Source organism: Flavisolibacter ginsengisoli DSM 18119, assembly GCF_900129295.1.
Classification (GTDB): domain Bacteria; phylum Bacteroidota; class Bacteroidia; order Chitinophagales; family Chitinophagaceae; genus Flavisolibacter; species Flavisolibacter ginsengisoli.
This window is the reverse complement of record NZ_FQUU01000018.1, coordinates 15,318-38,662: the sequence shown is the minus strand read 5'-3', so window position 1 is coordinate 38,662 and position 23,345 is coordinate 15,318. Positions and strand designations below refer to the sequence as shown.

Annotated in this window: 23 protein-coding genes; 14 read left to right on the top strand and 9 right to left on the bottom strand. The window is 42.9% G+C overall.

From position 1 onward, the window contains the following. Positions 1–25 precede the first annotated feature (25 nt). From paaC to BUA53_RS17200, 8 genes are all read left to right on the top strand, one after another. On the top strand, positions 26–847 hold the full coding sequence (paaC, locus tag BUA53_RS17235; RefSeq protein WP_084080226.1) for a 1,2-phenylacetyl-CoA epoxidase subunit PaaC: 822 nt from the start codon (positions 26–28) through the stop codon (positions 845–847). Beyond that, positions 847–1,332 carry a 1,2-phenylacetyl-CoA epoxidase subunit PaaD gene (gene paaD / locus BUA53_RS17230; RefSeq protein WP_072836637.1) on the top strand — a complete coding sequence of 162 codons (486 nt, stop codon included), beginning with the start codon at positions 847–849 and terminating at the stop codon, positions 1,330–1,332. Before paaC ends, paaD begins: the two co-directional genes overlap by 1 nt. 44 nt (positions 1,333–1,376) lie before the next feature. Next, a complete protein-coding gene (locus BUA53_RS17225) occupies positions 1,377–2,150 on the top strand; it encodes an enoyl-CoA hydratase-related protein (protein WP_072836636.1) in 774 nt (257 codons plus the stop codon). Between the two features lie 51 nt (positions 2,151–2,201). Further along, positions 2,202–2,573, top strand: a complete 372-nt coding sequence (locus tag BUA53_RS17220) for a four helix bundle protein (RefSeq protein ID WP_072836635.1) — start codon at positions 2,202–2,204, stop codon at positions 2,571–2,573. Between the two features lie 56 nt (positions 2,574–2,629). Next, positions 2,630–3,049 (top strand): PaaI family thioesterase, encoded by a 420-nt coding sequence (locus BUA53_RS17215; protein WP_072836634.1) that lies wholly within the window; start codon positions 2,630–2,632, stop codon positions 3,047–3,049. Beyond that, positions 3,049–3,606, top strand: a complete 558-nt coding sequence (locus tag BUA53_RS17210; protein WP_072836633.1) for a TVP38/TMEM64 family protein — start codon at positions 3,049–3,051, stop codon at positions 3,604–3,606. The genes BUA53_RS17215 and BUA53_RS17210 overlap by 1 nt, the downstream gene beginning before the upstream one ends. 48 nt (positions 3,607–3,654) lie before the next feature. After that, positions 3,655–4,245: an acyltransferase gene (locus BUA53_RS17205; RefSeq protein ID WP_072836632.1), complete on the top strand. Its 591-nt coding sequence runs from the start codon at positions 3,655–3,657 to the stop codon at positions 4,243–4,245. An 82-nt stretch (positions 4,246–4,327) separates the two neighbouring features. Continuing rightward, a complete protein-coding gene (locus tag BUA53_RS17200; protein ID WP_072836631.1) occupies positions 4,328–5,581 on the top strand; it encodes a T9SS type A sorting domain-containing protein in 1,254 nt (417 codons plus the stop codon). 59 nt (positions 5,582–5,640) lie between these two features. Here the strand turns inward: BUA53_RS17200 and BUA53_RS17195 are convergent, their stop codons facing one another. Then, on the bottom strand, positions 5,641–6,357 hold the full coding sequence (locus BUA53_RS17195; RefSeq protein ID WP_072836630.1) for an SIMPL domain-containing protein: 717 nt from the start codon (positions 6,355–6,357) through the stop codon (positions 5,641–5,643). A gap of 181 nt (positions 6,358–6,538) precedes the next feature. Here BUA53_RS17195 and BUA53_RS17190 point away from each other — a divergent pair, with 181 nt between their 5' ends. Beyond that, positions 6,539–7,393, top strand: coding sequence for a TPM domain-containing protein (locus BUA53_RS17190; protein ID WP_072836629.1), 855 nt, complete (start codon positions 6,539–6,541; stop codon positions 7,391–7,393). Between the two features lie 96 nt (positions 7,394–7,489). Here the strand turns inward: BUA53_RS17190 and BUA53_RS17185 are convergent, their stop codons facing one another. Continuing rightward, positions 7,490–7,837: a DUF6970 domain-containing protein gene (locus tag BUA53_RS17185; protein ID WP_245793198.1), complete on the bottom strand. Its 348-nt coding sequence runs from the start codon at positions 7,835–7,837 to the stop codon at positions 7,490–7,492. A 54-nt stretch (positions 7,838–7,891) separates the two neighbouring features. Between BUA53_RS17185 and obgE the strand changes: the two genes are divergently transcribed. Together obgE and BUA53_RS17175 are read left to right on the top strand one after the other, a co-directional pair. After that, positions 7,892–8,893 (top strand): GTPase ObgE, encoded by a 1,002-nt coding sequence (gene obgE / locus BUA53_RS17180; RefSeq protein ID WP_072836628.1) that lies wholly within the window; start codon positions 7,892–7,894, stop codon positions 8,891–8,893. A 463-nt stretch (positions 8,894–9,356) separates the two neighbouring features. Further along, complete coding sequence (locus BUA53_RS17175) at positions 9,357–11,522, top strand: S46 family peptidase (protein ID WP_245793196.1); 2,166 nt, start codon at positions 9,357–9,359, stop codon at positions 11,520–11,522. Positions 11,523–11,628: 106 nt separating this feature from the next. Here BUA53_RS17175 and BUA53_RS21280 read toward each other — a convergent pair whose 3' ends face one another. Together BUA53_RS21280 and BUA53_RS17170 are read right to left on the bottom strand one after the other, a co-directional pair. Beyond that, positions 11,629–11,793 carry a hypothetical protein gene (locus BUA53_RS21280; RefSeq protein WP_175546107.1) on the bottom strand — a complete coding sequence of 55 codons (165 nt, stop codon included), beginning with the start codon at positions 11,791–11,793 and terminating at the stop codon, positions 11,629–11,631. 103 nt (positions 11,794–11,896) lie between these two features. Next, positions 11,897–12,553: a phosphatidylserine decarboxylase family protein gene (locus BUA53_RS17170; RefSeq protein WP_072836627.1), complete on the bottom strand. Its 657-nt coding sequence runs from the start codon at positions 12,551–12,553 to the stop codon at positions 11,897–11,899. A gap of 120 nt (positions 12,554–12,673) precedes the next feature. On the opposite strand from BUA53_RS17170, the gene BUA53_RS17165 reads away from it, so the two are divergent. Beyond that, positions 12,674–14,059 (top strand): aldehyde dehydrogenase, encoded by a 1,386-nt coding sequence (locus BUA53_RS17165; RefSeq protein ID WP_072836626.1) that lies wholly within the window; start codon positions 12,674–12,676, stop codon positions 14,057–14,059. On the opposite strand, the gene BUA53_RS17160 is transcribed toward BUA53_RS17165, so the two are convergent. Genes BUA53_RS17160 through BUA53_RS17150 form a run of 3 tightly spaced genes read right to left on the bottom strand, consistent with a single transcriptional unit; the run spans position 14,049 to position 17,378 of the window. Further along, the gene (locus tag BUA53_RS17160; RefSeq protein WP_072836625.1) at positions 14,049–15,824 is read right to left on the bottom strand and encodes an ABC transporter ATP-binding protein; all 1,776 of its coding nucleotides are present in this window, start codon (positions 15,822–15,824) and stop codon (positions 14,049–14,051) included. The genes BUA53_RS17165 and BUA53_RS17160 overlap by 11 nt on opposite strands. Positions 15,825–15,869: 45 nt before the next feature. Next, the gene (locus BUA53_RS17155) at positions 15,870–16,385 is read right to left on the bottom strand and encodes a GNAT family N-acetyltransferase (protein WP_084080216.1); all 516 of its coding nucleotides are present in this window, start codon (positions 16,383–16,385) and stop codon (positions 15,870–15,872) included. Between the two features lie 30 nt (positions 16,386–16,415). Continuing rightward, on the bottom strand, positions 16,416–17,378 hold the full coding sequence (locus tag BUA53_RS17150; protein ID WP_072836623.1) for an alpha/beta hydrolase: 963 nt from the start codon (positions 17,376–17,378) through the stop codon (positions 16,416–16,418). Positions 17,379–17,403: 25 nt separating this feature from the next. Between BUA53_RS17150 and BUA53_RS17145 the strand changes: the two genes are divergently transcribed. Further along, the gene (locus tag BUA53_RS17145) at positions 17,404–17,850 is read left to right on the top strand and encodes a hypothetical protein (RefSeq protein ID WP_072836622.1); all 447 of its coding nucleotides are present in this window, start codon (positions 17,404–17,406) and stop codon (positions 17,848–17,850) included. A gap of 68 nt (positions 17,851–17,918) precedes the next feature. Beyond that, on the top strand, positions 17,919–18,356 hold the full coding sequence (gene tadA / locus BUA53_RS17140; RefSeq protein ID WP_072836621.1) for a tRNA adenosine(34) deaminase TadA: 438 nt from the start codon (positions 17,919–17,921) through the stop codon (positions 18,354–18,356). A 326-nt stretch (positions 18,357–18,682) separates the two neighbouring features. Here the strand turns inward: tadA and BUA53_RS17135 are convergent, their stop codons facing one another. Both BUA53_RS17135 and BUA53_RS17130 read right to left on the bottom strand, forming a co-directional pair. Continuing rightward, positions 18,683–20,092: a SusD/RagB family nutrient-binding outer membrane lipoprotein gene (locus tag BUA53_RS17135; protein ID WP_072836620.1), complete on the bottom strand. Its 1,410-nt coding sequence runs from the start codon at positions 20,090–20,092 to the stop codon at positions 18,683–18,685. A 10-nt stretch (positions 20,093–20,102) separates the two neighbouring features. Continuing rightward, positions 20,103–23,216: a SusC/RagA family TonB-linked outer membrane protein gene (locus tag BUA53_RS17130; RefSeq protein ID WP_072836619.1), complete on the bottom strand. Its 3,114-nt coding sequence runs from the start codon at positions 23,214–23,216 to the stop codon at positions 20,103–20,105. Between the last annotated feature and the right edge of the window lie 129 nt (positions 23,217–23,345).

Genomic DNA, 23,345 nt, shown 5'->3' with positions numbered 1-23,345 from the left:
AAACTATAACTTTTAATTGTTCAACTTGCCAACAACAGAATTATTTCTATATACCCTTCAACTTGCTGACAGTACCCTCCTGATGGGCCAACGCCATAGTGAATGGACGGGCCATGGGCCTGTGCTGGAACAGGATATTGCCATCACCAATATTGCACTGGATTACCTGGGTCAATCAAGAAATTTATACCAGTATGCTGCTTCATTGTATAATAATGCCCCGGAAACGGAAAAGGCAGCAATGGATAAATACATCCCACGGCTTTGGAAATCTTTCCAGCGTGAGTTACAGGAAGATGACCTTGCATTTCTTAGAGAAGAACACCAGTTTCTGAATGTGTTGCTAACTGAACTCCCCAGGGGCGATTGGGCCTTCACAGTGCTGAAGGAATTTTTCTATAGTGCCTTCCTGATGAACCTTTACCAGGATCTATTGCATAGTACTGATAACCAGTTAGCAGCTATAGGAGAGAAATCAGTTAAAGAAGTATCCTATCACCTGCGTTGGAGCAGTGAATGGGTGATACGCCTGGGAGATGGAACGGAAGAAAGCAATACCCGGTTGAACAATGCCCTGGCTGATATATGGATGTTCACGGGAGAGCTTTTTGTTCCTGCTGCTTATGAGCAGATAGTAGTGCAGCAAGGGGTTATTAAAGATCCGCAGTTATACAAAGAACCATGGCAGGAAAAAGTCCGTACTATATTCCAGCAGGCTTTACTGGATGTTCCTACACCTTCCTGGATGCAGCACGGAGGTAAGGAAGGAAGACATACAGAACATATGGGCTACCTGCTTGCAGAAATGCAGCAATTGCAAAGAACTTATCCAAATGCTACCTGGTAATGCCGGAAGAAAAGGAAATATGGCAAATACTGGCAGAAGTAAAAGACCCCGAAGTACCTGTCCTTTCCGTAATTGACCTGGGTATCATACGCTCCATTACCATCACCGGCAACCATATTGATGTTGTGATCACCCCAACTTATTCAGGTTGCCCTGCCATGGATGTCATTTCCATGGATATCCGGTTGAAGTTGATAGAAAAAGGCTTTCGGGACATTTCCGTACGCCAGCAGTTGTCACCAGCCTGGACTACCGACTGGATGAGTGAAGAAGGCAAGCAAAAATTAAAAGCCTTTGGCATTGCACCCCCTAATCCAAAGCAACAGTTTTGCACAACCGAAATGTTTCGCCAGGAAGCAGTGGCATGTCCGCGGTGCAATTCCTATCACACAGAACTGATCAGCCAGTTTGGATCCACAGCCTGCAAGGCCATGTATCGCTGCCTTGACTGCAAAGAAGCTTTCGATTATTTCAAGTGTCACTGACGCCCGCATATTTCTTTTAGTTTTACAATACCAAATCATTTACCATGTCATCTATCTTATTTGAGATAAAGGATTCCATAGCTTTTATTGCGCTCAACCGCCCGGAAAAGTATAATGCTTTTAACCGGGAAATGGCCCTCCTGTTGCAGGAAAAACTTGAAGAGTGCAAAGCCCCTTCCATACGTTGTGTATATATCACGGGCGCTGGTAAAGCTTTTTGTTCGGGACAAGATCTGGATGAAGTAGTTGACCCTAAAGGTCCCAAGGTGGTTAACATTGTTTCTGATCATTACAATCCTATCATAAGTAAAATAAGATACCTGGAAAAACCTGTAATGGCAGCTGTTAATGGAGTAGCTGCTGGTGCTGGCGCTAACCTGGCAATAGGATGTGATATCGTAGTAGCTAAAAGATCTGCCAGCTTCATACAGGCGTTTTCCAAAATTGGCCTGGTACCCGATACCGGTGGAACCTTTTTCTTACCCCGCCTTGTTGGTCTTCAAAAAGCCTTTGCATTAACCATGTTGGGCGATAAATTATCTGCCGATGAAGCAGAAAAAATGGGAATGATCTACAAAACGCTACCTGATGAAACTTTCAATGAAGACTCAATAGCCATAGCTACAACCTTATCGCAGTTGCCCACCAAAGCTTTGGCCCTGACCAAAAAAGCCCTGAACCAGAGTTTTATCAGCAGTTTTGAAGAACAACTCCATGCTGAGGAAGTACTTCAGCAAAGAGCCTCGGCCACCAAAGATTTCAAAGAAGGTGTGCAGGCTTTCCTGGAAAAGCGAAATCCAAATTTTACGGGGGAATAAACCGCTGGTTGAAAGGTTAACAAGATGATAAGTTGATAAGTATATTAGCTTATGAGTTACCAAAACTTTGAAGATCTTGAAGTTTGGAAAAAAGCAAGGGCATTGAAAATTGATATAAGGAAACTTACCCTGACATTTCCTCCGGAAGAAAAATTCAGGCTCTGCGACCAATTAGTAAGAAGTTCAAGGTCTGTCAATTCCCAACTAGCCGAGGGACATGGCCGTCGCACTTATCCAGATAGACTACGTTTCTGTATTATAGCAAGAGGATCTTTAAGTGAAACCCTGAACCACCTTATAGATGCCCTGGATGAAAATTATATTACAGAAACAGTACTTAATGAATACAAGGCAAAAATTGCTGAAGTTGAAAAACTTTTAAATGGATACATTCACTATATCGAAAAGAAAATCGATCCATAGAACTCCATTTCAACTTGTTAACTTGTCAACCTGTCAACTAAATATCATCAAATCCTATGAATCCTAGTTCTACACCTAGTTCTATCTCCCACCACATGCTCCGCCTCGACAAATTCAGCCAGTGGCTGGGAATAGAGATCATGGAGGTCAGCGAAGGCTATTGCAAGGCAAAGATGAAACTAAGAGAAGATATGATCAATGGCCTGGGCGTAGTGCATGGTGGTGTGGCATTTTCTTTGGCCGACAGTGCCTTTGCTTTTGCCTGCAACAACAGGAATAACCTATCACTTGCATTAGATACCAGCATCAATTTCACAAAGCCATTAATGCCCGGCGATGAACTGGTGGCAGAAGCCAAAGAATTACACAATGGCAAAAGCACCGGTGTCTACCTGGTAACCTTATATAATCAGAACAATGTGCAGGTAGGACTATTTAAAGGCACTTGTTTCAGAACAGGTAAACCCGTGCTTTAATGAAAGAAACCATTCTCCACCTGTTCCAGCAATATCCCCATGCAGCATTGCTGATCAGCATATTCATTAGTGTTGTCGTTGCCTTATTAGGAGTTATTCCCAGCTTTTTTATCACTGCGGCCAATATCTTATTTTTTGGTTTTTGGGAAGGCACCGCCATTTCTTTTATCGGGGAATCGGTGGGAGCTATTATCGCCTTCCTCCTGTACAGGGCAGGATTTAAGAAAAGCATATCAATCCAGTTGCAAAAATACCCCAAGGTTCAGCGATTAACCGAAGCAGAAGGCAGGCAGGCTTTTCTGCTTATACTGGCACTTCGACTTATACCATATGTCCCTTCCGGGCTGGTCACTTTTGCCGCTTCCATTGGGAGAGTATCTGCACTCACCTTCCTAATTGCCAGTTCTACAGGCAAGTTGCCCGCATTATTACTAGAAGCCTTTTCTGTTTACGAAGTGATGCAGTTTGGCCTGATCGGGAAATTGCTGCTTACTACCATATCCTTATTACTTTTATTTTTTCTTGCCAGGGAGGCATTTTTCAAGACCCGCAAATGAATTGCCTGTGACAGGTAGAAGCTTCAAAAAAACATATAGGTTTGTGGCATGGCTTGTTATGAATTCAATGGCATTAAACCGGTGGTTCATCCATCTTCCTTCATTCATCCCCAGGCTGCGGTAACCGGCAATGTAGTTATTGGAAAAGATGTGTATATCGGACCCGGTTGTGCGCTTCGTGGAGATTGGGGAAAGATCATTATTTCAGATGGCTGCAATGTGCAGGAGAATTGTACGGTACATATGTTCCCTGGTGTCACTGTATTGTTAAAGGAAAATGCACACATCGGTCATGGGGCCATTATCCATGGAGCAACCATTGGCCGTAATAGCCTGGTCGGTATGAATGCTGTAATCATGGACGAAGTGGAGCTGGGGGACGAATGCATTGTGGGTGCACTAAGCTTCATCAGGCAAGGGGAGAAAATTCCTGCCAGGTCTTTGGTAGCCGGCAATCCAGCACGTATCATAAAACCAGTGAGTGATGAAATGATGAACTGGAAGTCTGAAGGCACTTCCATCTACCAGCAATTACCCCAACAATGCCAGGAAACTCTCAAAATCTGTGAACCATTAAACGAAGTGATACCTCAGCAGTTCACCTCACCCATTGACTATAAACCATTTAAAAAAAGCTGATACCTGTCATCTGTCAAAAAGAACTTCCTGTAATAATATTTTGTAATTTAAAGCCATAATTAACCGCTAAACCAAAAAGATCATGAGAAGAATTATACCATTTCTCATTGCTGCCTCCCTTGCACTTTCCTCCACCCAAATAAATGCCCAACGTGACCGTTTTGCTTATGCCATTACCGATCTCACTAAAGAAGGTGCCGGTTGGAATGCCTTACGTAAACTGGACCTGCAAACAGGTGAATACAGCAATGTAATTCTGAATGGAACTGACAATCGTGTTAGCATATATGATGCTATTACCCAAAAAGAAATAAAACAACAACCTGATGCCCGCTATGGCACTTTGCTGGAAACTCCTTTTGGTACAGGCGTGGCAGCTGCAGCTTATGACAGAAGACACAACCGGCTGTACTTTACACCAATGTTCGTTGATCAGCTCCGGTATATTGACCTGAAGACAATGAAGGTTTATTATATCACCGGGCAACCATTCAGCAACAGTGGAGATATGCATAATGACCAGTCGAAGGTCATCACCCGCATGGTGATAGCTCCTGACGGAAATGGATATGCGATCAGCAATGATGGCAACACCTTCATCAGGTTCACCACAGGCAAGAAACCATTTATTGAGCAATTAGGCTCGCTGGTAGATGATGCCTCCAATACCAATATTTCCATTCATAACAGCTGTTCGTCTTACGGTGGTGATATGATAGCAGATGACAATGGTAACCTATTCATTCTTTCTGCACGTAACTCTGTATTCCGTGTGAATACAGAAACTAAGGTGGCCACCTACCTGGGTAATATTAAAAATCTGCCTCCTACATTTACTGTAAATGGTGCTGTGGTTGATCCTGAAGGATCTCTATTGGTGAGCAGTGCTGTGGATGCCAGCGCTTATTATATAGTAAATCCTAAAGACTGGACGGCACTGGCTTACAAGGGAACCAACAGTGTATATAAGAGTTCAGACCTGGCTAATAGTAATTACCTGAGAAGTAATAAAACAATAAGACCAGAATTGGTAAATGTTCAACTGACAAGGTTTGCCCCAACAGAAAAATTTGCCAAACTTATCGCAGTATACCCTAATCCTGTGATCAATGATAATGTTACAGTTCAATTCAACAAAGTGCCTGATGGGGAATATACCATTGAACTGACAGATGTGCTGGGCCGCAGTGTGCTTCAAAGAAAAGTAACTGTAAACCAGGAAGACCAGGTGGAAACAATGGGTATCAGCAGGAGCCATGCAAGAGGAACCTACCTGGTTAAGGTTTTCGATAAAGAAAAATTATCAGTATTTACTCAAAAAGTGTTGGTTCAGTAAACCTGAACCCTCTGACGAAACGCTGGCCCGTAAGCCAGCGTTTTTTTATTTTCAAGGTATTATTTTAATAGAAACTTGGCACCTACTAACGCGGATACTTTTATTTTCTCGAATTCTACGCCAGGATTAGATCCTTGCGTTAATCCTTTAAGCTTTACTGTATAACCAGTTACCACCACATCTTGTAATTGACTTCCATAAAGTTGATTTGCCAAATTGTTATTATCAATGTCAACTAAATAAATAGCATTACCAACATTTTGTTGCAGTGCGGAAGTTAAAGCAATAGCTCTTTCCCTGGCATTTGCCACAGCCTTATTTCGCATAATATTCCTAAGGGAATTTATGGCAGAATAATTTACTTTCTGAATGGAAGAATTTGAAATATCCAATTGCTCCAGGAGTAAGAAAACTTGTGCAGCCGTCCGTGCATCTTTCACTTTTAATACATATTGCCTTGTTTTAATAACCTCCTTTCCCTTCAGTAAGATATACTTGAAATTACTTCCCATATAGTTTACACTCAGGTTGTTTTCTATATCTATGCCTATCTCTTTGAAAGACGCTAACATCCTGGTTTCCTGCTCTTCAACCGGAATTCTGTCCCGATTATCTTTTTCAGAAATGATAATATTAATATAGATCTCATCTGGCTCAATTAAGGTATCAGCACTGCCAGTTACTTCAAGGTATGGTTGGTCAATAAAGTTTTTAGCTTGTGCCTGGCTAATGAAACTAGTTATTAAGCAGACTAAAAACATACATATTTTGGTCATAATGAGCTTTTAGAAAAAGATGCAAGCACTATCCATATTACATATTATCAATAAAAAATTCACTATCCAACACACCAACTTACTCAGGGAAATTCTTTAAAAACTTTGATAAGACAGTTTGGATATAGCCCTTTGATATGGTATTTTTCACAGTTCTTATATGGGTAACCCCAAAAAACTAATGCTTAGATTAATCCACCTGGTAGTATTTTTTCCACTTTTATGTTTTGGCCAAATTCCAGATCCCAAGCCTAATACCTATATTAATGACTACACCAACAATTTACAGCCTGGAGAAATCCAAAAACTGAACGAACATATTTTACATCTTGAAAAAGAAACGACGGTGCAGTTGGCAGTTCTACTGATCAATGATCTGCCAGGTGGTATGAGCTTAGAAGATTTTGCACGCACTGTTGGAAATAAATGGAAGGTGGGAAATAACCATAACGGTCTCGTCTATGTGGCTGCACTAAATGAGCGTAAGCACAGGCTGGAAGTCGCAAGAAACCTTGAAGGTGAGATACCTGATATAAAAGCCTTTGCTATTATAGAAGGCCTGAAACCTTACCTGGCAGAAAAGCAATATTATAATGCATTGGAGTTATTGATTTCCAGTCTTGAAATTGAATTGGGTGCAGCACCACATATGGAAATTGATTCAACGTACAACTCTAATGATACAACTCCCAATATTCTCTTTGAAGAGGTAAACAATGGCCCACTCTCACCTGAATTACAGTCAAGAATGGAATTTGAAACCAGGAAAGCTAAATATGATCGTCTTGGTAATTATGCAATTGGTGGAATTGTTTTAGGATTGCTAGGCTTTAGCATTTGGGCATGGAGATATAAAAAGAGATATATCAAACAAAATACTGTAAATGGTGTGTATTTAGGTATCGGAAGCAGTTATTTTGCTTCCACTTACGGTGATTATTTTAATAGTGACAGCTCTGGCTCTTCGGGATTTGGAGGTTTTGGCGGAGATGGGGGAGGTGGATTTTCTGGTGGTGGGGCCTCAGGCGATTGGTAAATATGATTGCTTATAGAATTTGTGAAATAATGGTCAATTTTTATTGGCTGCGATTACATATCATCCAGATGCCAGGATACCTAGTTATAACATCTTTTATCTCTCATCCTTCCACACCAGCTTTACCAATCGTGCACTGTCTTTGAAGTCCTGGCATTTCAGATCGCCCTTTCCAGTTAAGCCACCACTCGGTGCACATATTTGATTGCATTGTTCATCCACTACAATATTGTACTGATCGCAGCAATTGCTGGAAAAGTAAAAAACCCTTTTACCCTTATAGTTATATTCATATACTTCGGCAGGAGGGTTCCATTTAGGTTCCTTCTTTATGGTTTCTATCTTTTGTTGAATACAGGAAGGCAATGCAGTCACACGGTCTTTGTTGCAGTGTTTTCCTGCAGCGGCCAGTGCAATTAAAGAAGTTAATAAAATCGATTTCATATGGCAATGATAGTTGTACCGGTATCTTTGTAAAACAGCAAAAATAGATACCTCTTGGAGAAAAGCAATTTTGTAGACCAGATCAGGGTCTTTTGTAAAAGCGGTCATGGTGGTGCGGGCATTAAGCATTTCAGGCGCGATAAACTAACAGCCATGGGCGGCCCTGATGGCGGTGATGGCGGCCGTGGTGGCCATATTGTACTAAGAGGTAACAGCAACCTATGGACATTATTACACCTACGTTATTATAAGAACGTACTGGCCGAAGATGGCGAAAGAGGCAGTGATAACAACCGAACAGGCCGTAATGGTAAGGATATTATCCTGGAAGTGCCCCTGGGAACCATTGCCCGGGACGAGGAAACCGGCGAAAAAGAAGTGGAGATACTGGCAGACGGTGAAGAGCAGGTATGGCTTCCCGGTGGTAAAGGAGGTTTGGGCAATACCAATTTCAAAACCCCAACCAACCAGGCACCCGAACATTGCCAGCCAGGTTTACCCGGCCAGGAAGGCTGGAAAGTGCTTGAATTGAAGGTATTGGCTGATGTTGGTCTTGTTGGCTTTCCGAATGCCGGCAAATCAACCCTTCTTTCAGTGATGACAGCTGCAAAACCAAAAATAGCAGATTACGCATTTACTACCATTGTTCCCCAGCTGGGCATGGTGGAATACAGGGATGGCAAAAGCTTTTGCATTGCCGACCTCCCCGGTATCATTGAAGGGGCGGCTGAAGGAAAAGGCCTTGGACACCGGTTCCTCCGTCACATTGAACGCAACTCTGTACTCCTCTTCCTGATACCCGCAGACAGCAAGAACCATAAAGAAGAATTTGAAATATTGGTAAACGAGCTGGAAGAATACAATCCCGAATTATTGCACAAGCAATTCATTATCGCCATCAGCAAAAGCGATATGCTTGATGAAGAACTGAGAAGGGATATCGAGAAGGAATTACCTACGGACATCCCGCATATTTTCCTTTCTTCAGTCACCAACTATAATATCCAGGAAATGAAAGACCTGTTGTGGAAAGTGCTGAATACTCCCGCTTCTTAATAAAACCTATTATAGATCAGAAAAGGCAGCATGTAACAAGTGCTGCCTTTTTGTTAAGACCCTGACCTGTTAATCCACAACATCATTTTGAAAGCAAGGCCTTATGCATTGTTTTTTTAAATCAATTAACAGCACCTGCACAACTCCTGGCAGCAATCTTCAGTCTTCCTGTTACAGCCATCCGGAAGAAATAAGAAGTCCGGCCTCCGACCGGTCTCCTCTATAGCTACGCCCAGGTTCCTTCCTATCTACGCCCGGGATACTCCGTACCTGCACGGAGTATCCATGCCTTTGATAGGGAGGAGATAGGAAGTAGTTATGCCGGAACCCGGGAAGAGCGAAGGTTGAGCCCGGAAGGTGCGCAAAATCATAAATAGTTCAATAAACCAAACGGGGTGGCACATGGCATTTTTAAGTAGGTTTGCCAATCCCGCAATTCTGACGGTAATACCAAAAAACAAACATGATGAAAAAACTTTTAATCGTTTTCACGCTGAGCATCTCCGTAGTATTCAAAGCTGCGGCTGATGAAGGAATGTGGCTGCCCTTGTTACTGGGCCAGCAGGTTTACAACGATATGGTGAAAAAGGGTTTGAAACTCACCAAGGAACAATTGTATAGTGTAAACAAGGCTTCCTTGAAAGATGCCATTGTTATTTTTGGCGGTGGCTGTACCGGTGAACTGGTAAGCCCTCAAGGCCTGATCTTCACTAATCACCACTGTGGCTATAGTGTTATTGCAGGAGCAAGCACTATGGAACATAATTACCTCCGCGATGGTTTCTATGCCAAAAACAATGGTGAAGAGATACCTGGGGGCAATTTGTCCGTACAGTTCCTGGTGCGCATAGATGATGTGACCAAAGAAGTGGAAGATTCCCTGAAAGGACTATCCGGTGCTGAGCGGGCATCAAGGCAGTCTTCTGTTTTGGCTTCCATCAACAAACGCTTATCCGATCCTGATAAGAATATTGAGACCAGGATCAGCCCATTATTTAAAGGCAACCAGTTCCTGGCATTTGTTTACCAGCGTTATACTGACGTTCGCCTGGTAGGCGCACCACCAGAAGCTGTTGGTAAGTTTGGTGGCGATACTGACAACTGGGAGTGGCCCCGTCACACCGGTGACTACTCTATTTTCCGTGTGTATGGCACAAAAGATGGCCAGCCTTCCAAATACAGTGCATCTAACGTGCCTTTGAAGCCAAAATGGTACCTGCCTGTTTCCATGAAGGGTGTAAAAGAAGGTGACTTTACTATGATCTGGGGCTACCCTGGTGGCACCAACCGTTATGAATCTTCCCTGGGTGTGAAATTGTCAACTGACATCAATAACCCAACCCTGGTGAAGCTGCGTGACATGCGCCTGAAATACATGTTTGAGCAGATGAAGACCGACCCTGCCATCAAATTGCAGTTAGCATCTGACTATGCAGGCATTGCCAATTACTGGAAGTTCTTTGATGGAGAAACAAAGCAGTTGTTGAAATATGATGTTTATGGCCAAAAGAAAAAACAGGAGCAGGAGTTTTTGAAATGGGCAGCTAACAAACCTGAGTATAAGGACATTTTTAAAGACCTGGAAACTGCCTATAATGACTGGAGACCATATGCCGCGCATCGCATGTTCATTAATGAAGGCATATTAGGCTCACCATTGCTTGCCTTTGCAGCCAGCCTGCAACAGGTGGAAAATACTATGGTGAAGCCAGGTGTTTCTTCAGATGCCATCCGTAAGGTTATAGATGCCGCTAATGCATCAAGGAAAAATTTCCTGGAAAGTGAGAATAAGGCTTCTGACCAGAATATCATAGGCACTGTATTGCAGATGTATTACAATGAAGTTCCAAAAGATCAGCAGCCACAGGCTTTATTCCCCGCCATCAGAAATGAATATGGCTCCCTGGATAATGCTAACACTTATAAGAAGTATGCAGAAGCCATTTTTAAAAATACCATGATCCTGGATGATGCCAAATGGAATGATTTTGTAAAGAACCCGGATGCCAATACACTTCAGCAGGATATGGCTTATAACCTGGTGAATACCATTTTACGTAACTGGCAGGGAAAATACCTTCCATTGTACCAGCAATTTGTAACCAGGAATAATGAATGGGGCAGGCTTTACCTGAAAGGTGTAAGAGAAATGAACCCCAAAAAGGTAATGTATCCTGATGCCACTTTCACCATGAGGGTATCTTATGGTAAGGTAGCTTCTTATAATCCCAGGGATGCCGTGCATTATGATTACGTGACTACTTCAAAAGGTATACTGGAGAAATATGTTCCGGGAGATTATGAATTTGACCTGCCGGCCAAAGAAATAGAATTGCTGAAAGCAAAAGACTACGGTCAATATAAAGATGCCCGCACTAACAATTTAGTAGTTGGATTTATCACTACCAATGATATCACAGGTGGTAACTCAGGTTCTCCTGTTATCAATGGCAATGGTGAATTACTGGGACTTGCTTTTGATGGCAACTACGAGGCATTGAGCCATAAGATGGCTTTTGATAAAGATCTTAACCGCACCATTTGTGTGGATATACGCTATGTATTATGGTGTATAGATAAACTGGGCGGAGCGCCACAGATAGTAAAAGAACTGACACTAAGAAAGTAAGTTTGGCTGCTATAATTTTAAAAGGAGCAACCCATCGAGGTTGCTCCTTTTTATTTGACTAATTTGTATTTATAAAAAAAAGTCCCGCAGCAGCGGGACTTTTCCTTCAATAGCAAGCAACATTAGAAGCCCTGTTGCAGTGTGTCGCTTTCTTCATGGTGCATTTGCCCGTGTCCTTTGTTGGTTTCCGGTGGCTGGTAGTAAGCACAGTTGCTGTTACAGCTGCTGTAGTCAGCAATGCTACTCCTGCCACTAATAATTTCTTTTTCATCCGCAAACATTTAATTGGTTATCCTGGCAGTGATGGTTGATCTGGAGGTTATGACCATTTCCATCAGGAATTTGTCAATATAAGGTAAGACAATTTTTTAGAATTACCATCTCCCCAATACAGTAACACCACCCTTTACCTTTTGGTTGATTTTAACCTCAACCTTGGTATCAAGTGGTAATATCAGGTCAACCCTGGAACCAAATTTAATAAAGCCCATTTCAGCACCTTGCTGCACTTTATCACCTGCCTTTAGATAATTGACGATCCTTTTGGCCAGAGCGCCGGCAATTTGTTTCACCAGCATTTCCTTGTCACCCTGCCTGTAGACTACAGAATGTCTTTCATTGTCAGTTGATGATTTCGGGTGCCATGCCACCAGGTATTTTCCCGGATGGTATTTACTGTATAACACTTCACCGCTCACAGGATTCCGGTTAACATGCACATTTAATGGACTCATGAAAATGGAAAGCTGCAAACGCTTGTCTTTGAAGTATTCATCTGGCTGCACCTCTTCTATAACCACCACCGTTCCATCGCAGGGAGCCACAATCACATCCTCTCCCTCTGTATGCACTCTGCCGGGAATGCGAAAAAAGGATAGGATGAAGATCAACAGCCCCGTAATGCCCACTGCAATGATCCAACCCAATACCGGGTATCGTGGCATCACCAGCAACACGGTCAGTAAGACCACAACAGCCACTATAACAGTACTGATGACAATAGTTTGAAAACCTTCTTTGTGTATTTTCATTAGTTAGATTGAAGGGTCAAATTTAGGAAGAAGGGCACACAGAATTGTCAAGTTTCCCTAACAGCCCCCAAAGGTTTAAAAACTGATCCATCTTGTTCAGCGATACAGTACTTTTAAACTATGGCAGTTCATCCTCCAATAATTGCAGAACCCGGGCTATTAGCTGCCTTTTTTCAAACAGGTGTTACCAGGCCCTATGCCTTCCGGAAAGAGCAATTGGTAAAGCTTAAAAAAGCTGTGTTGAAGTATGAAAAAGAATTTTACGAAGCCTTGTATACTGACCTTAAAAAAAGCCCTGAAGAGAGTTGGGTGACAGAAATAGGTTTCCTTGTGGCCGAGATCAACCATACATTGAAGCACCTGCGCCAATGGATGCAAAGAGAAAAAGTGCCTACCAACCTGTTGAACCTTCCCAGCAGGAGTTATGTGTACAAGGAACCGCTTGGCACCGTATTGATCATTGGTCCATGGAATTATCCTCTCCAATTATTATTTACACCCTTAGCAGGCGCTATCGCTGCTGGCAATTGCGTGGTATTAAAACCCAGTGAATTTGCACCTTCCACTGCTGCGGTCATGAAAAAGCTGATCGCAGAAACCTTCCCACCTGATTATATAATGTATGCAGAAGGCGATGGAGCTATAGTGGTACCACAACTGATGGAGTCTTTCCGGTTTGACCATGTGTTTTACACCGGGAGCACCCAGGTGGGAAAACTGGTGTACCAAATGGCTGCCAGCAAGCTGGTGCCTGTTACGTTGGAATTGGGAGGTAAAAGCCCCTGCATCGTAGAGGCGGATGCCAATCTTAAAGTGGCTGCGCGACGCATTGCCATGACCAAGTTTTCAAATGCAGGGCAAATGTGTGTAGCCCCTGATTATGTGTTGGTGCATGCCTCCATAAAAGATGCCTTGATAAAAGAACTCATTCATTGCATTCAGCAGTTCTTTTCAGAAGATTCTTCTTCCAGTTATAATTACGGGAAGATCATTAACGAAAAACAATTCTACAGGCTGCAGCATTACCTGGACCAGGGCACCATCATTTATGGTGGAGCACATGATGCAGGCACACTGCATATGCAACCCACTTTGATGGAGCAGGTACCCCTGCATACTTCTGTAATGGGTGATGAGATCTTTGGCCCTGTACTTCCCATTCTTTCCTTTACCAGTTTTGAAGAAGCCAGGGACATTGTAAACCTCAATCCCAATCCACTGGCCTTATATGTATTTACCAGCAGTGAAAGCACGGAAAAGAAATGGATAGAAGAAGTTCCGTTTGGGGGCGGTTGTATCAATAATGCCAGCTGGCACCTTACCAATTTCAACCTTCCTTTTGGAGGCAGGGGCAATAGTGGCATAGGTAAGTACCATGGCCGTTATTCATTTGATGTTTTCAGCCACAGTAAGGCAATCATGAAAACGCCAACCTGGTTTGATCCCGGAATTAAATACCCTCCTTTCAAAGGCAAACTGAACCTGTTCAAAAAGATCATTCGTTAATACCAGGTTCTTTTACCAGACTCTCTCTCCTCTCTCCCACTTGCTGGCGCCACATGGCATAATACAATCCTTTTTGTAGCAGCAGGTCATCATGGCTGCCTGTTTCAACTATCTTTCCCTTTTCCAATACATAGATGACATCAGCATGCATGATGGTAGAGAGCCGGTGAGCAATCAGTATAGATATCTGTTCCTGGCTTTTAGATACTTCGCGAATGGTATTAGTGATCTCTTCCTCTGTCAACGAATCAAGTGCTGAAGTGGCTTCATCAAAAATGAGGAGTCGTGGGTGACGTAACAATGCCCTGGCAATGGATATGCGCTGCTTCTCACCACCCGACAATTTCATGCCTCCTTCCCCCAACACAGTTTCTATTCCTTTAGATGATCTTTTCAACAACTGTTCACATGAAGCTTTGTGCAAGGCTTCCCTGATATCATTATCAGTAGCATCAGCCTTCACAAACAAAAGATTTTCCCTGATAGTACCCGCAAAAAGCTGTGTATCCTGTGTCACAAATCCTATCTGCCGGCGTAATTCATTATACCGTATCTGTTGGGCCGAGTGATCATTAAAATAAATATCACCCTGGACAGGCTTATATAAGCCCACCAGCAGCTTTACCAGGGTTGATTTACCCGACCCTGATGGTCCCACAAATGCAATGGTCTCACCTGTTTTCACCGCAAAGGAAATTCCATCTACGGCATTGTGTCCTGCAGTTTTATGCCTGAACACAACATCTTCAAAACGGATAGAGTTCAATTCGCCAATATGCACTGCATTCTCAGGCCGTTGCTCAATGGGCTTGTGCATAAGGTTGTCAAAACTATGAACAGAGGCCTCTACCTCCCTATAACTTAAGATGATATTTCCAAGGTCCTGCAGGGGACCGAAAATGGAAGTGGAAATAAATTGCATGGTAATAAGCTCCCCGGTTGTTAATACTTTTCGAAATATGAGCCAGAGAAGTATAAACAGGATCGACTGTTTCAAAATGCTTAAAGTGGTGCCCTGCATGAAAGTAAGAGAACGCACCTTTTTCACTTTCACCATTTCCAGTTCAAAGATCTTCAGCGTTTGATCTTTGAGCCTTCGTATTTCGGGAAAGGTCAATCCCAGGCTTTTTACCAATTCAATATTGCGCAATGATTCGGTGATAACTCCTGACATTTTATTGGTCTCGCGGTTGATAGACCGCTGCGTGGTCTTGATCTTCTTGCTTAACAATCCTGTAAGTGAGCCCAATACCAAAATGCCAATTACAAAAACAGGGATCAGCATCCAGTTTTTTGTAATGCTATACCAGATGAGGAAACCAAGACCCACCACCGAAGAAAACAGTATGTTGATAAAGGCATTGATGAACAGTTGTGTATCGGTGCGAACCTTTTGCAGCACTGAAAGTGTTTCACCACTTCTTTGTTCTTCAAATTCCTGGAAGGAAAGACGGAGGGTTTGTTTCAACCCGTCATTGAAGATCTGCATACCAAATTTCTGCACAGCCAGGCGTGTGAAGTATTCCTGGAAAGATTTGGCTATCCTGGCCACCAGGGCTACAGCAATGGCTATTCCCAGCCACCATACTATACCACTTACCAGTTCATGTTCCGTGCGATTACCAGGTTTGGTAGCATATTCATCGATGATCTTACCAAAAATAACCGGGTCAACAAGGTTAAGCAACTGGCTGATACCAGCCAGTGCGAGAGACAGCAATATTAGCCAGCGCTGGGGATGGAGATACTTCCATAAAATTGCCATTGCAATATGTAAGCAAAAAACAAGCCCGTAACCAGGGCTTTATGTTTAGAGGAATTTACGCATCAGCCAATCCCTTTGAAGGTCCTTGCCCAGCAGGAAATCCGTTTCATCAAATTTCTCAAAACCCCATTTAGTATAAAAATCTATGGCCCTTTGATTCTTTTCCCACACACCCAGCCAAACTGCCTGTGCGCCTTTTTCCTTTGACCAGTCAAGAGAAGCCTGCATTAATACCTTACCCACTCCTTTTCCAATTTTATCAACAACAGAATAGAGCCTTGCAATTTCAATAGCATTCATAGTTCCCAATGACCAGGGTGGTCTTGATTCACGCAACTTTACATAGCCGGCCGTTTCGCCATCTTCCTCTGCCAGCAGGAAAGTATTACCAAAAGAACCCACTTCTAATATAAGTTTCCCCCTGGTGAATTGTTTAGACAGGAACAGCTCCATGTTCTCAGCCGTATTGTTAGCAGCAAATGTGTCATAAAATGTTTGCCTGCTCACATCAGCAATTAAAACAGCATCATCTTTAGTGGCCATCCTAACGGTTAGCGTCATATTGCAATTTACTTTCAAAAACTAATTTCTTTATGAGGCAGTAACAGCTGACTTATTTAAAAATATTTGTAATGCTTCGGGGAAACCTTTTTGAAACATGGACAGGTGGCCCTCGCCATTGCGGTAATGCATGATGGCAGAAGATATTTCTTTTTCAATAGTTTCAGCATGAATGACAGATACACTGCTATCCAAATTGCCCCACCAATAATGTACTGTTTGACGTATGTCTGCAATGGGAAATCCAAACTCCCTGCAATACAGGCGTGCTTCATACACCGCACCAGTAGTTCCATTTCGACAAGCCTCCTTATAGGTAAGATTTGCAAGTGCATTGAGATGCTTCACATCCCTGATCAGCTCATAATCAATATGGGGAAACCCTGTTAGTCTTTCTGGTATAGGCCTGGTCAATTTTTTACTGCATAAAACACCAAGGGTGCGCTGTAGTAACCATGGACTGAATTTAGCCATGCGGAAATACCATTTATTAATACCCATTTGCCTGAATACAGGAGCGTCAAAATAACGGCTGATGCCTGCTATTATAGCTACTTTGCTGATCAGCTCCGGACAACGGTGTGCAACCGCCAATGCATATGGACCACCCCCTGACCAGGATAAAACAGGACATTGATCCAGGAAGAGCTGGTGCGCCAGTATCGCCACATCATCAGCAAAAGAAAGAAAAGATCCATCAGGATTAAACGTAGACAGTCCCATCCCCGGACGGTCAACAGCTATCAGCCTTACATGTGCACGAAGCAGCAATGCCTCAAGGTTATGTCCAAATTCCTGCAACAGTAGTGGTTCCAGCCTTGAGCTGGGAGAGCCATGAAAATATAGCAAGGGTGCTCCTGAGGCAGGCCCGTAAAGTGCAAAGCCCAGCTTTCGTTGATCTGGTAATGTGATGGTCTGATGGTACACGTAAAAGTTATAATAAAGATGTGCCAGCCCCGGAACAAAGTTGGTCATTGGATTTGATACTGGCATGTTTTATTTTTAAGAAAAACAAGCCATGTGTGCTTATCAAAGAAAGACCTGGGCAGAGAAACTGAATGTTGACCGCAGCCCGGAAATAGAAAAAGTGGAGAAGGATTTTGGCGGTGTGAAGGCGGGGCAAATGATGCTGATACCAACACCCAGGCTGGTAGATGCCTATATCAGGCAGATTCCCAAAGGCAGGCAGGTAGATAGCATCACACTTCGTAAAGACCTGGCAGCTGAATACCATGCGGAAATTACCTGTCCGCTGACAACAGGTATCTTCCTGCGTATAGCGGCAGAAGCAGCCTACGAGGCTTACAGGCAAGGAACGCCCCTGGAGAAGATCACGCCATTCTGGAGAGTGATTGATGAAACATCACCAACGGCGAAGAAGCTGACGTTCGGTACAGCCTTGCTGAAACAACAACGCAAAAAGGAAGGCCTGGATCCCATGTCTAAGTTGCACGCCACATATTAACTATGTGGTGAAAGTTCCATCAAAAGATTTACGCTGCAACTCCCTTACAAATAAATAATTTCGAAGGGATGGATGATGAATATTATATGCGCCAGGCGCTGATGCAGGCACAACAGGCTTTCACGGAAGAAGAAGTGCCTGTAGGAGCCGTTATCGTGATCAATAACAAGATCATTTCCAGGGGTTATAACCAGGTGGAAAAGTTAAATGATCCAACAGCACATGCAGAGATCATTGCCCTGACTTCCGCCTTTAACTTTTTAGGTAGTAAATATTTGCCTGAAGCAACTATTTATATAACCGTCGAACCCTGCCTGATGTGTGCAGGTGCCTTGTACTGGAGCAAAATAGGAAAGATATTATATGGTGCTTCTGACGAAAAGAATGGCTACCTCCATATCACAGGGAATACATCTCCCTTTCATCCAAAAACAGAACTGGTAAAAGGCATATTACAAACGGAATGCAGTGAATTGATGAAATCATTTTTCAGGATGAGAAGATGAATTGAGTCGGTAGTCGGGAGTCGAAAGTCAGGAGAAAGAACCTCGGAGACCCGATGACACAGAGAGGCACAGAGTATTTTGCCTGCAATACACCTATGTGTTTTCCTGTATTAAACCTTGCAGTGATTCTTTCCATCTCATTTTTAAACTAAGGGATTGTTGCATATTGCGTTCAACAAACTTACATTCATCTGTATTTGAACTAATGAATGGTTCATACCATAGTTCGCTTTGACCTAACAAACAAGAAACGATAAACAAAAAACCAGAAACCAAATAAAAAGAGCCACCCGAAGGCAGCTCTTTCCAAAATTTTACTAACTCTATTATGGCTGGTCGAACCACAGCTTGTCTGCTAAAGAAGTTACTACAGGAACATTTTTGGCATTTCGGTCAGTTTCTGTAGAAGGATAATTTGACCTCCTGATAAATGTGGTCAATAATGCATTGACAGGAAGCGTAAAGTCCTTGTACTGGTAATCAAATCTCCTGGCATCAACCCATGCTTCAGGCTGCAGGAACATTGCGATATACTTTTCCTTAAATATCAGGTCCTTTGTAAAGTTGGCAACGCCTACTGCTACTGCAGGATCAGATAAATAAGCATTCTTTTCTGCAGCAGGTACACCCAGTTTATCCATATTCGCTGCAATTCCATCCAGGTAGGCCTGGTAAGATCTTGCTTTATCAGTTGCGAAAGTAGCTTCTGCTTCGATGAACTTCATCTCAGAATAAGTGACCAACAACAATGGTGCTCCTGGTTTAGAATAAAATCCAGTGACGGATAAGTAACTTTCCTCTTGATTGGTTCCGGTGCCTGTACGACCTTTTCCATTAGGCGTGCCACGATAATCGTTAAACTTTGTTAATGAAGCAATATACTTAAGTCTGGGGTCTACAACACCAAAGGTTGTTCCGTTCATCGCATCTACAGATTGCTCACTCATCCAGCCATCCAATAATAATTTTGTATTATTTACAGCTACCTGGTTCCATGGGCTGGCACCAGCAAATGTGGTGAGCTGTGCATCATCTGCATTGGAAGTATAAGCTTTTGACAATGCATCAAGGATAGCGGTAGGATTATAAGCAGCCTTCTTACTCAAGCGGTTCAGCAGCCTTGCTTTTACTGCATAGGCAGTCTTGATCCAGTTGCTCACACTACCATGGTGTATAAGGTCACTGTTAGCATCCAGCTTAATGGTTGGATCTGCTTTATTGAATTCGACAACTGCATCGTCAAGCAGCTTTAAACAGGCATTGAATATATCCTGTTCTTTATCATATGCCGGGGTAAAGTTCTTAGGATCAAAGGCCTGAGAATAAGGGGCATCGCCGAATATGCTGATCAGCAGGCTCATATTCATTGCCTCTGTAACATCGGCCACTCCCATATGCTCATAGCCATTAAGGGCGGCGGCTTTTTCTTTCATTATCCTGCCATCCTGCACCGTATTATAGATATTGTACCAAAGAGAGCTGCGGTCTACATTATCATAAATATCCGACCCGCTTGAAGCATTTGGAGAAGCCAGTTGCTGGGTATAATAGGCCGTAATATTTCCCGCCCGGAAATAGTTAAGTCCAGTTTGATAGGTTACCTGTGCCAGCAATCCGTTTATTGGTGGATTTTGCGTCTGGTTAGGATTTACCTCGTTCACATCGAGGTAGTTCTTTGAGCAACTGCCAAGCGCGAAAACCGACAGCAGTAATATATAAGTGAGTGTATTTTTCATGCGAGTGTTTTTAGAATTGAATGTTTACAGATGCCATAAATGTTCTAACACCGGGATATGTAAATCCGGAGAAACCTTCAGAGCTATTAGCACCTGAGCTGAATGAACTTGATTCCGGATCAAAACCAGTATAATCGGTTTTCAGCCAAAGATTATTGCCTGTAAGCGAAACAGAAGCGCCTTTTAACACTTTCGTACGGTTCAATATACTACCTGGAAGATTATAGGTTAATGACAATGAGCGCAACCTGATCCAGGAAGCATCCTCAACGAAATTCTCAGTAATACCACGATAAACATTCCTGTAGTATCCGTTACCATAATTTACACCATCAGGTCCAGTGGCCTGGCCTAAATAAACAGGCTTGGTGTTTGGGGAACCATCGGCTAATACACCCGGGAATACAATAGTTTCTGTGCGGTTCTCTGTTATTTTGGAAACACCAAAGGCTGCCATGAAGTTGGCAAACTGGTTGTACTTCATTTGCCCCTGTCTTGTATCCAGCAAAGCAGAAACAGCAAATTGCTTATAGCGGAAGGTTTGTAAAGTGCTGGCTATATAATCAGGCTGAGAACTACCCAGGTATTTTTGCTTGGTGTCTATCTGTGGGAAGCCGTTAGCACCGATCAGTAATGGCGCACTTTCATCGATCCTTAATGGGTCTTCTGTCTTGGTGCCATAATAGCGCTTATATGTTCTGCCAAATAAGGCTCCATATTCATAACCAGGTATGAGCTTCATGTTGGCATTGGAAGAAAGGTAACCAAACTGAGATTCCAAAAGGATCTCATTCAAACCCTGGTTCAATTTAACCACCTCGTTCTTATTGGAAGAAAAGTTGATGGTGAAATCCCATGAAAAATCATTGCTCCTTACAGGCATGGCATTGAGGCTAATCTCAATTCCTTTGTTCTTGATCTCGCCGGCATTAATATATGCTTCATCAAAACCTGTAGTGTTGGAAATCTTCACTGGAATTAAAAGGTCCTTACTGTTAGCCTTATATCCTGTTACCTCCAATCCTAAACGATTGTTCAGGAAGCGCAATTCAAAACCTGCTTCTGCAGTGGTAGTAAACTCTGGTTTTAACAATGGGTTGCCTAACCTGTCCACATTAGTCCAGGGTATAACATTTCCTATTGGATTACCTGGCACGAAGCCCGTGGTTGTACCATAGGGATTTCCATCTTTACCCACTTTTGCATAGGAAGCCTTTAATTTTCCATAACTAAACCAGGTAGGGAGATGAAGCATATCACTGAAAATATAACTAAGGCTATAGGAAGGATAAAAATAGCTTCGTGTATCTTTAGACAGGGTAGAAGTAAAGTCATTACGGCCAGTTACTTCAAGGAAAAGATAATTCCTGAACCCTAAGGTAAGGTCGCCAAAAATACCATAGTTACGGTAGTCTTCTAACAGGTTAGAAGCCAGTATTTTTTTTGTGTTCTGCAACAGGAAAAGATCAGGTACTACTAAGGTGTCACCGGTAGTACTAACTCTTCTCAGCTTCGCATCTTTAAGGTCATGACCCAGTTTCAGATCTATTGAAAAATCATTGCCAATGTTGTGGTTTACATTAGCAATAAATGTAGAAGTGATGATTCGGTTCCTGATAGTGTGTTCCTCGTAAAAACCCATATCATTATCAGAATTGACTAATTCATCCACCACCCCTTTTGGTCCTGGTGCATAGTGTGTCCTGCCATCAGTATAAAAGTCATTACCAAAACGGTAGGTAAAGTTTAACCAGCTGGTTGGGGCGTAATTTACATTGGTACTTGCTATGACCCTATTCACATTATCAAAGAAACGGTTGGTAGCCAGTGTGTATACAGGATTATCATTGTCAGGACCATAATTTTTTTGGGTACCATCAGGCTTGATATAATCCATCACATCCCATCTTGGAGACCAGTAGATCAATTGCTCGCCATAACGATCAGAGTTAACGCGGGAACCTCCTGAATTGATAAAGTTCATAGAGGCACCTATCTTGAGTTTCTTGCTTACGTTCAGGTTACCATTTACCCTTGCATTATAACTTTTATAATCACTGAAGGGAATGACACCATTCTGGTTGGAATAGGAGAAGGATGCGCCTAGCTGCATCATTTCTGATCCACCTCCCAGGTTGATGCTGTGGCGTGTCTGGTTACCCTGCCTGTAGGCTCTTTTGAAGTTGTTAAATATCTGGTCAGGGTGTGTTGGATCCTGGGCTTTACCCTCAGCTACTGTAGGTCCCCAGGAAGGCCAGAAGCTTGTGTTGTCATATACACCTAAGTAACCCTGTGTAAACTTCGTCTGCACATCCGGAGTCTTGTTAACATTGTCAAAGCCATAACTACCGGTATAGCTTACCTGTATTTTACCTGCCCTGGCTGACTTAGTGGTGATTAACACTGCACCATTAGCAGCACGTATACCATATAATGCGGTGGCCGCACCTCCTCTTAATACCGAGATACTTTCAATGTCATCGGGATTAATATCAGCAGCCCTGTTGGTCATACCTCTTGTATCACCACCCCCAGTAGTGAAAGTGCTGTTATCCACCTCCACTCCATCTACAATAAAAATCGGCTGGTTATTTCTTCCGGCATCAAGGGAGTTGATACCCCTGATCTGAATCCTCGCGCCCTGCCCTGGTGCACCTCCTGTAGAGGAAATAGTTACACCTGCAACTTTCCCCTGTAATGCATTTACTACGTTTGACTGGTGATTGACGGTCAGATCTTCAGCATTCACACTTTGAACGGTGTAGCCTAAAGATCGTTTTTCCTTACGGATGCCAAGGGCTGTAACGATCACTTCTGACATAGCGCCTGAGGAACCCAGGCTTACATTGTAAATATTCCCTGTACCTACAGCCATTTCCTGCGACTGTCGTCCAGCGAAGGAAAATACGAGTACCGGGCTAACACCTGTAACGGTCAGGGTATAACTTCCCCTTTCATCCGTACTAGTTCCGTTGGTCGTTCCTTTTTGCAAAACAGATGCGCCTGAAAGAGGAACTCCCTTTTCATCGCTGACTATTCCTGTAATTTGCCGGGATTGGGACAATGCCCAGAATGGCATGGATATAAATAGCAGTATCCATGCAGATAGCAGTGTTTTCTTCATAAAAGCGAATGTTGATTTTTATTGGTCTTAATTAGCAATTAGCATCCTAACCTCAAGCTTACATATAGAATCCTGCAAAAACTTGCAAAAATTCCGCATAGTGTCAATTTCAAATGAAAGTTATCAAAA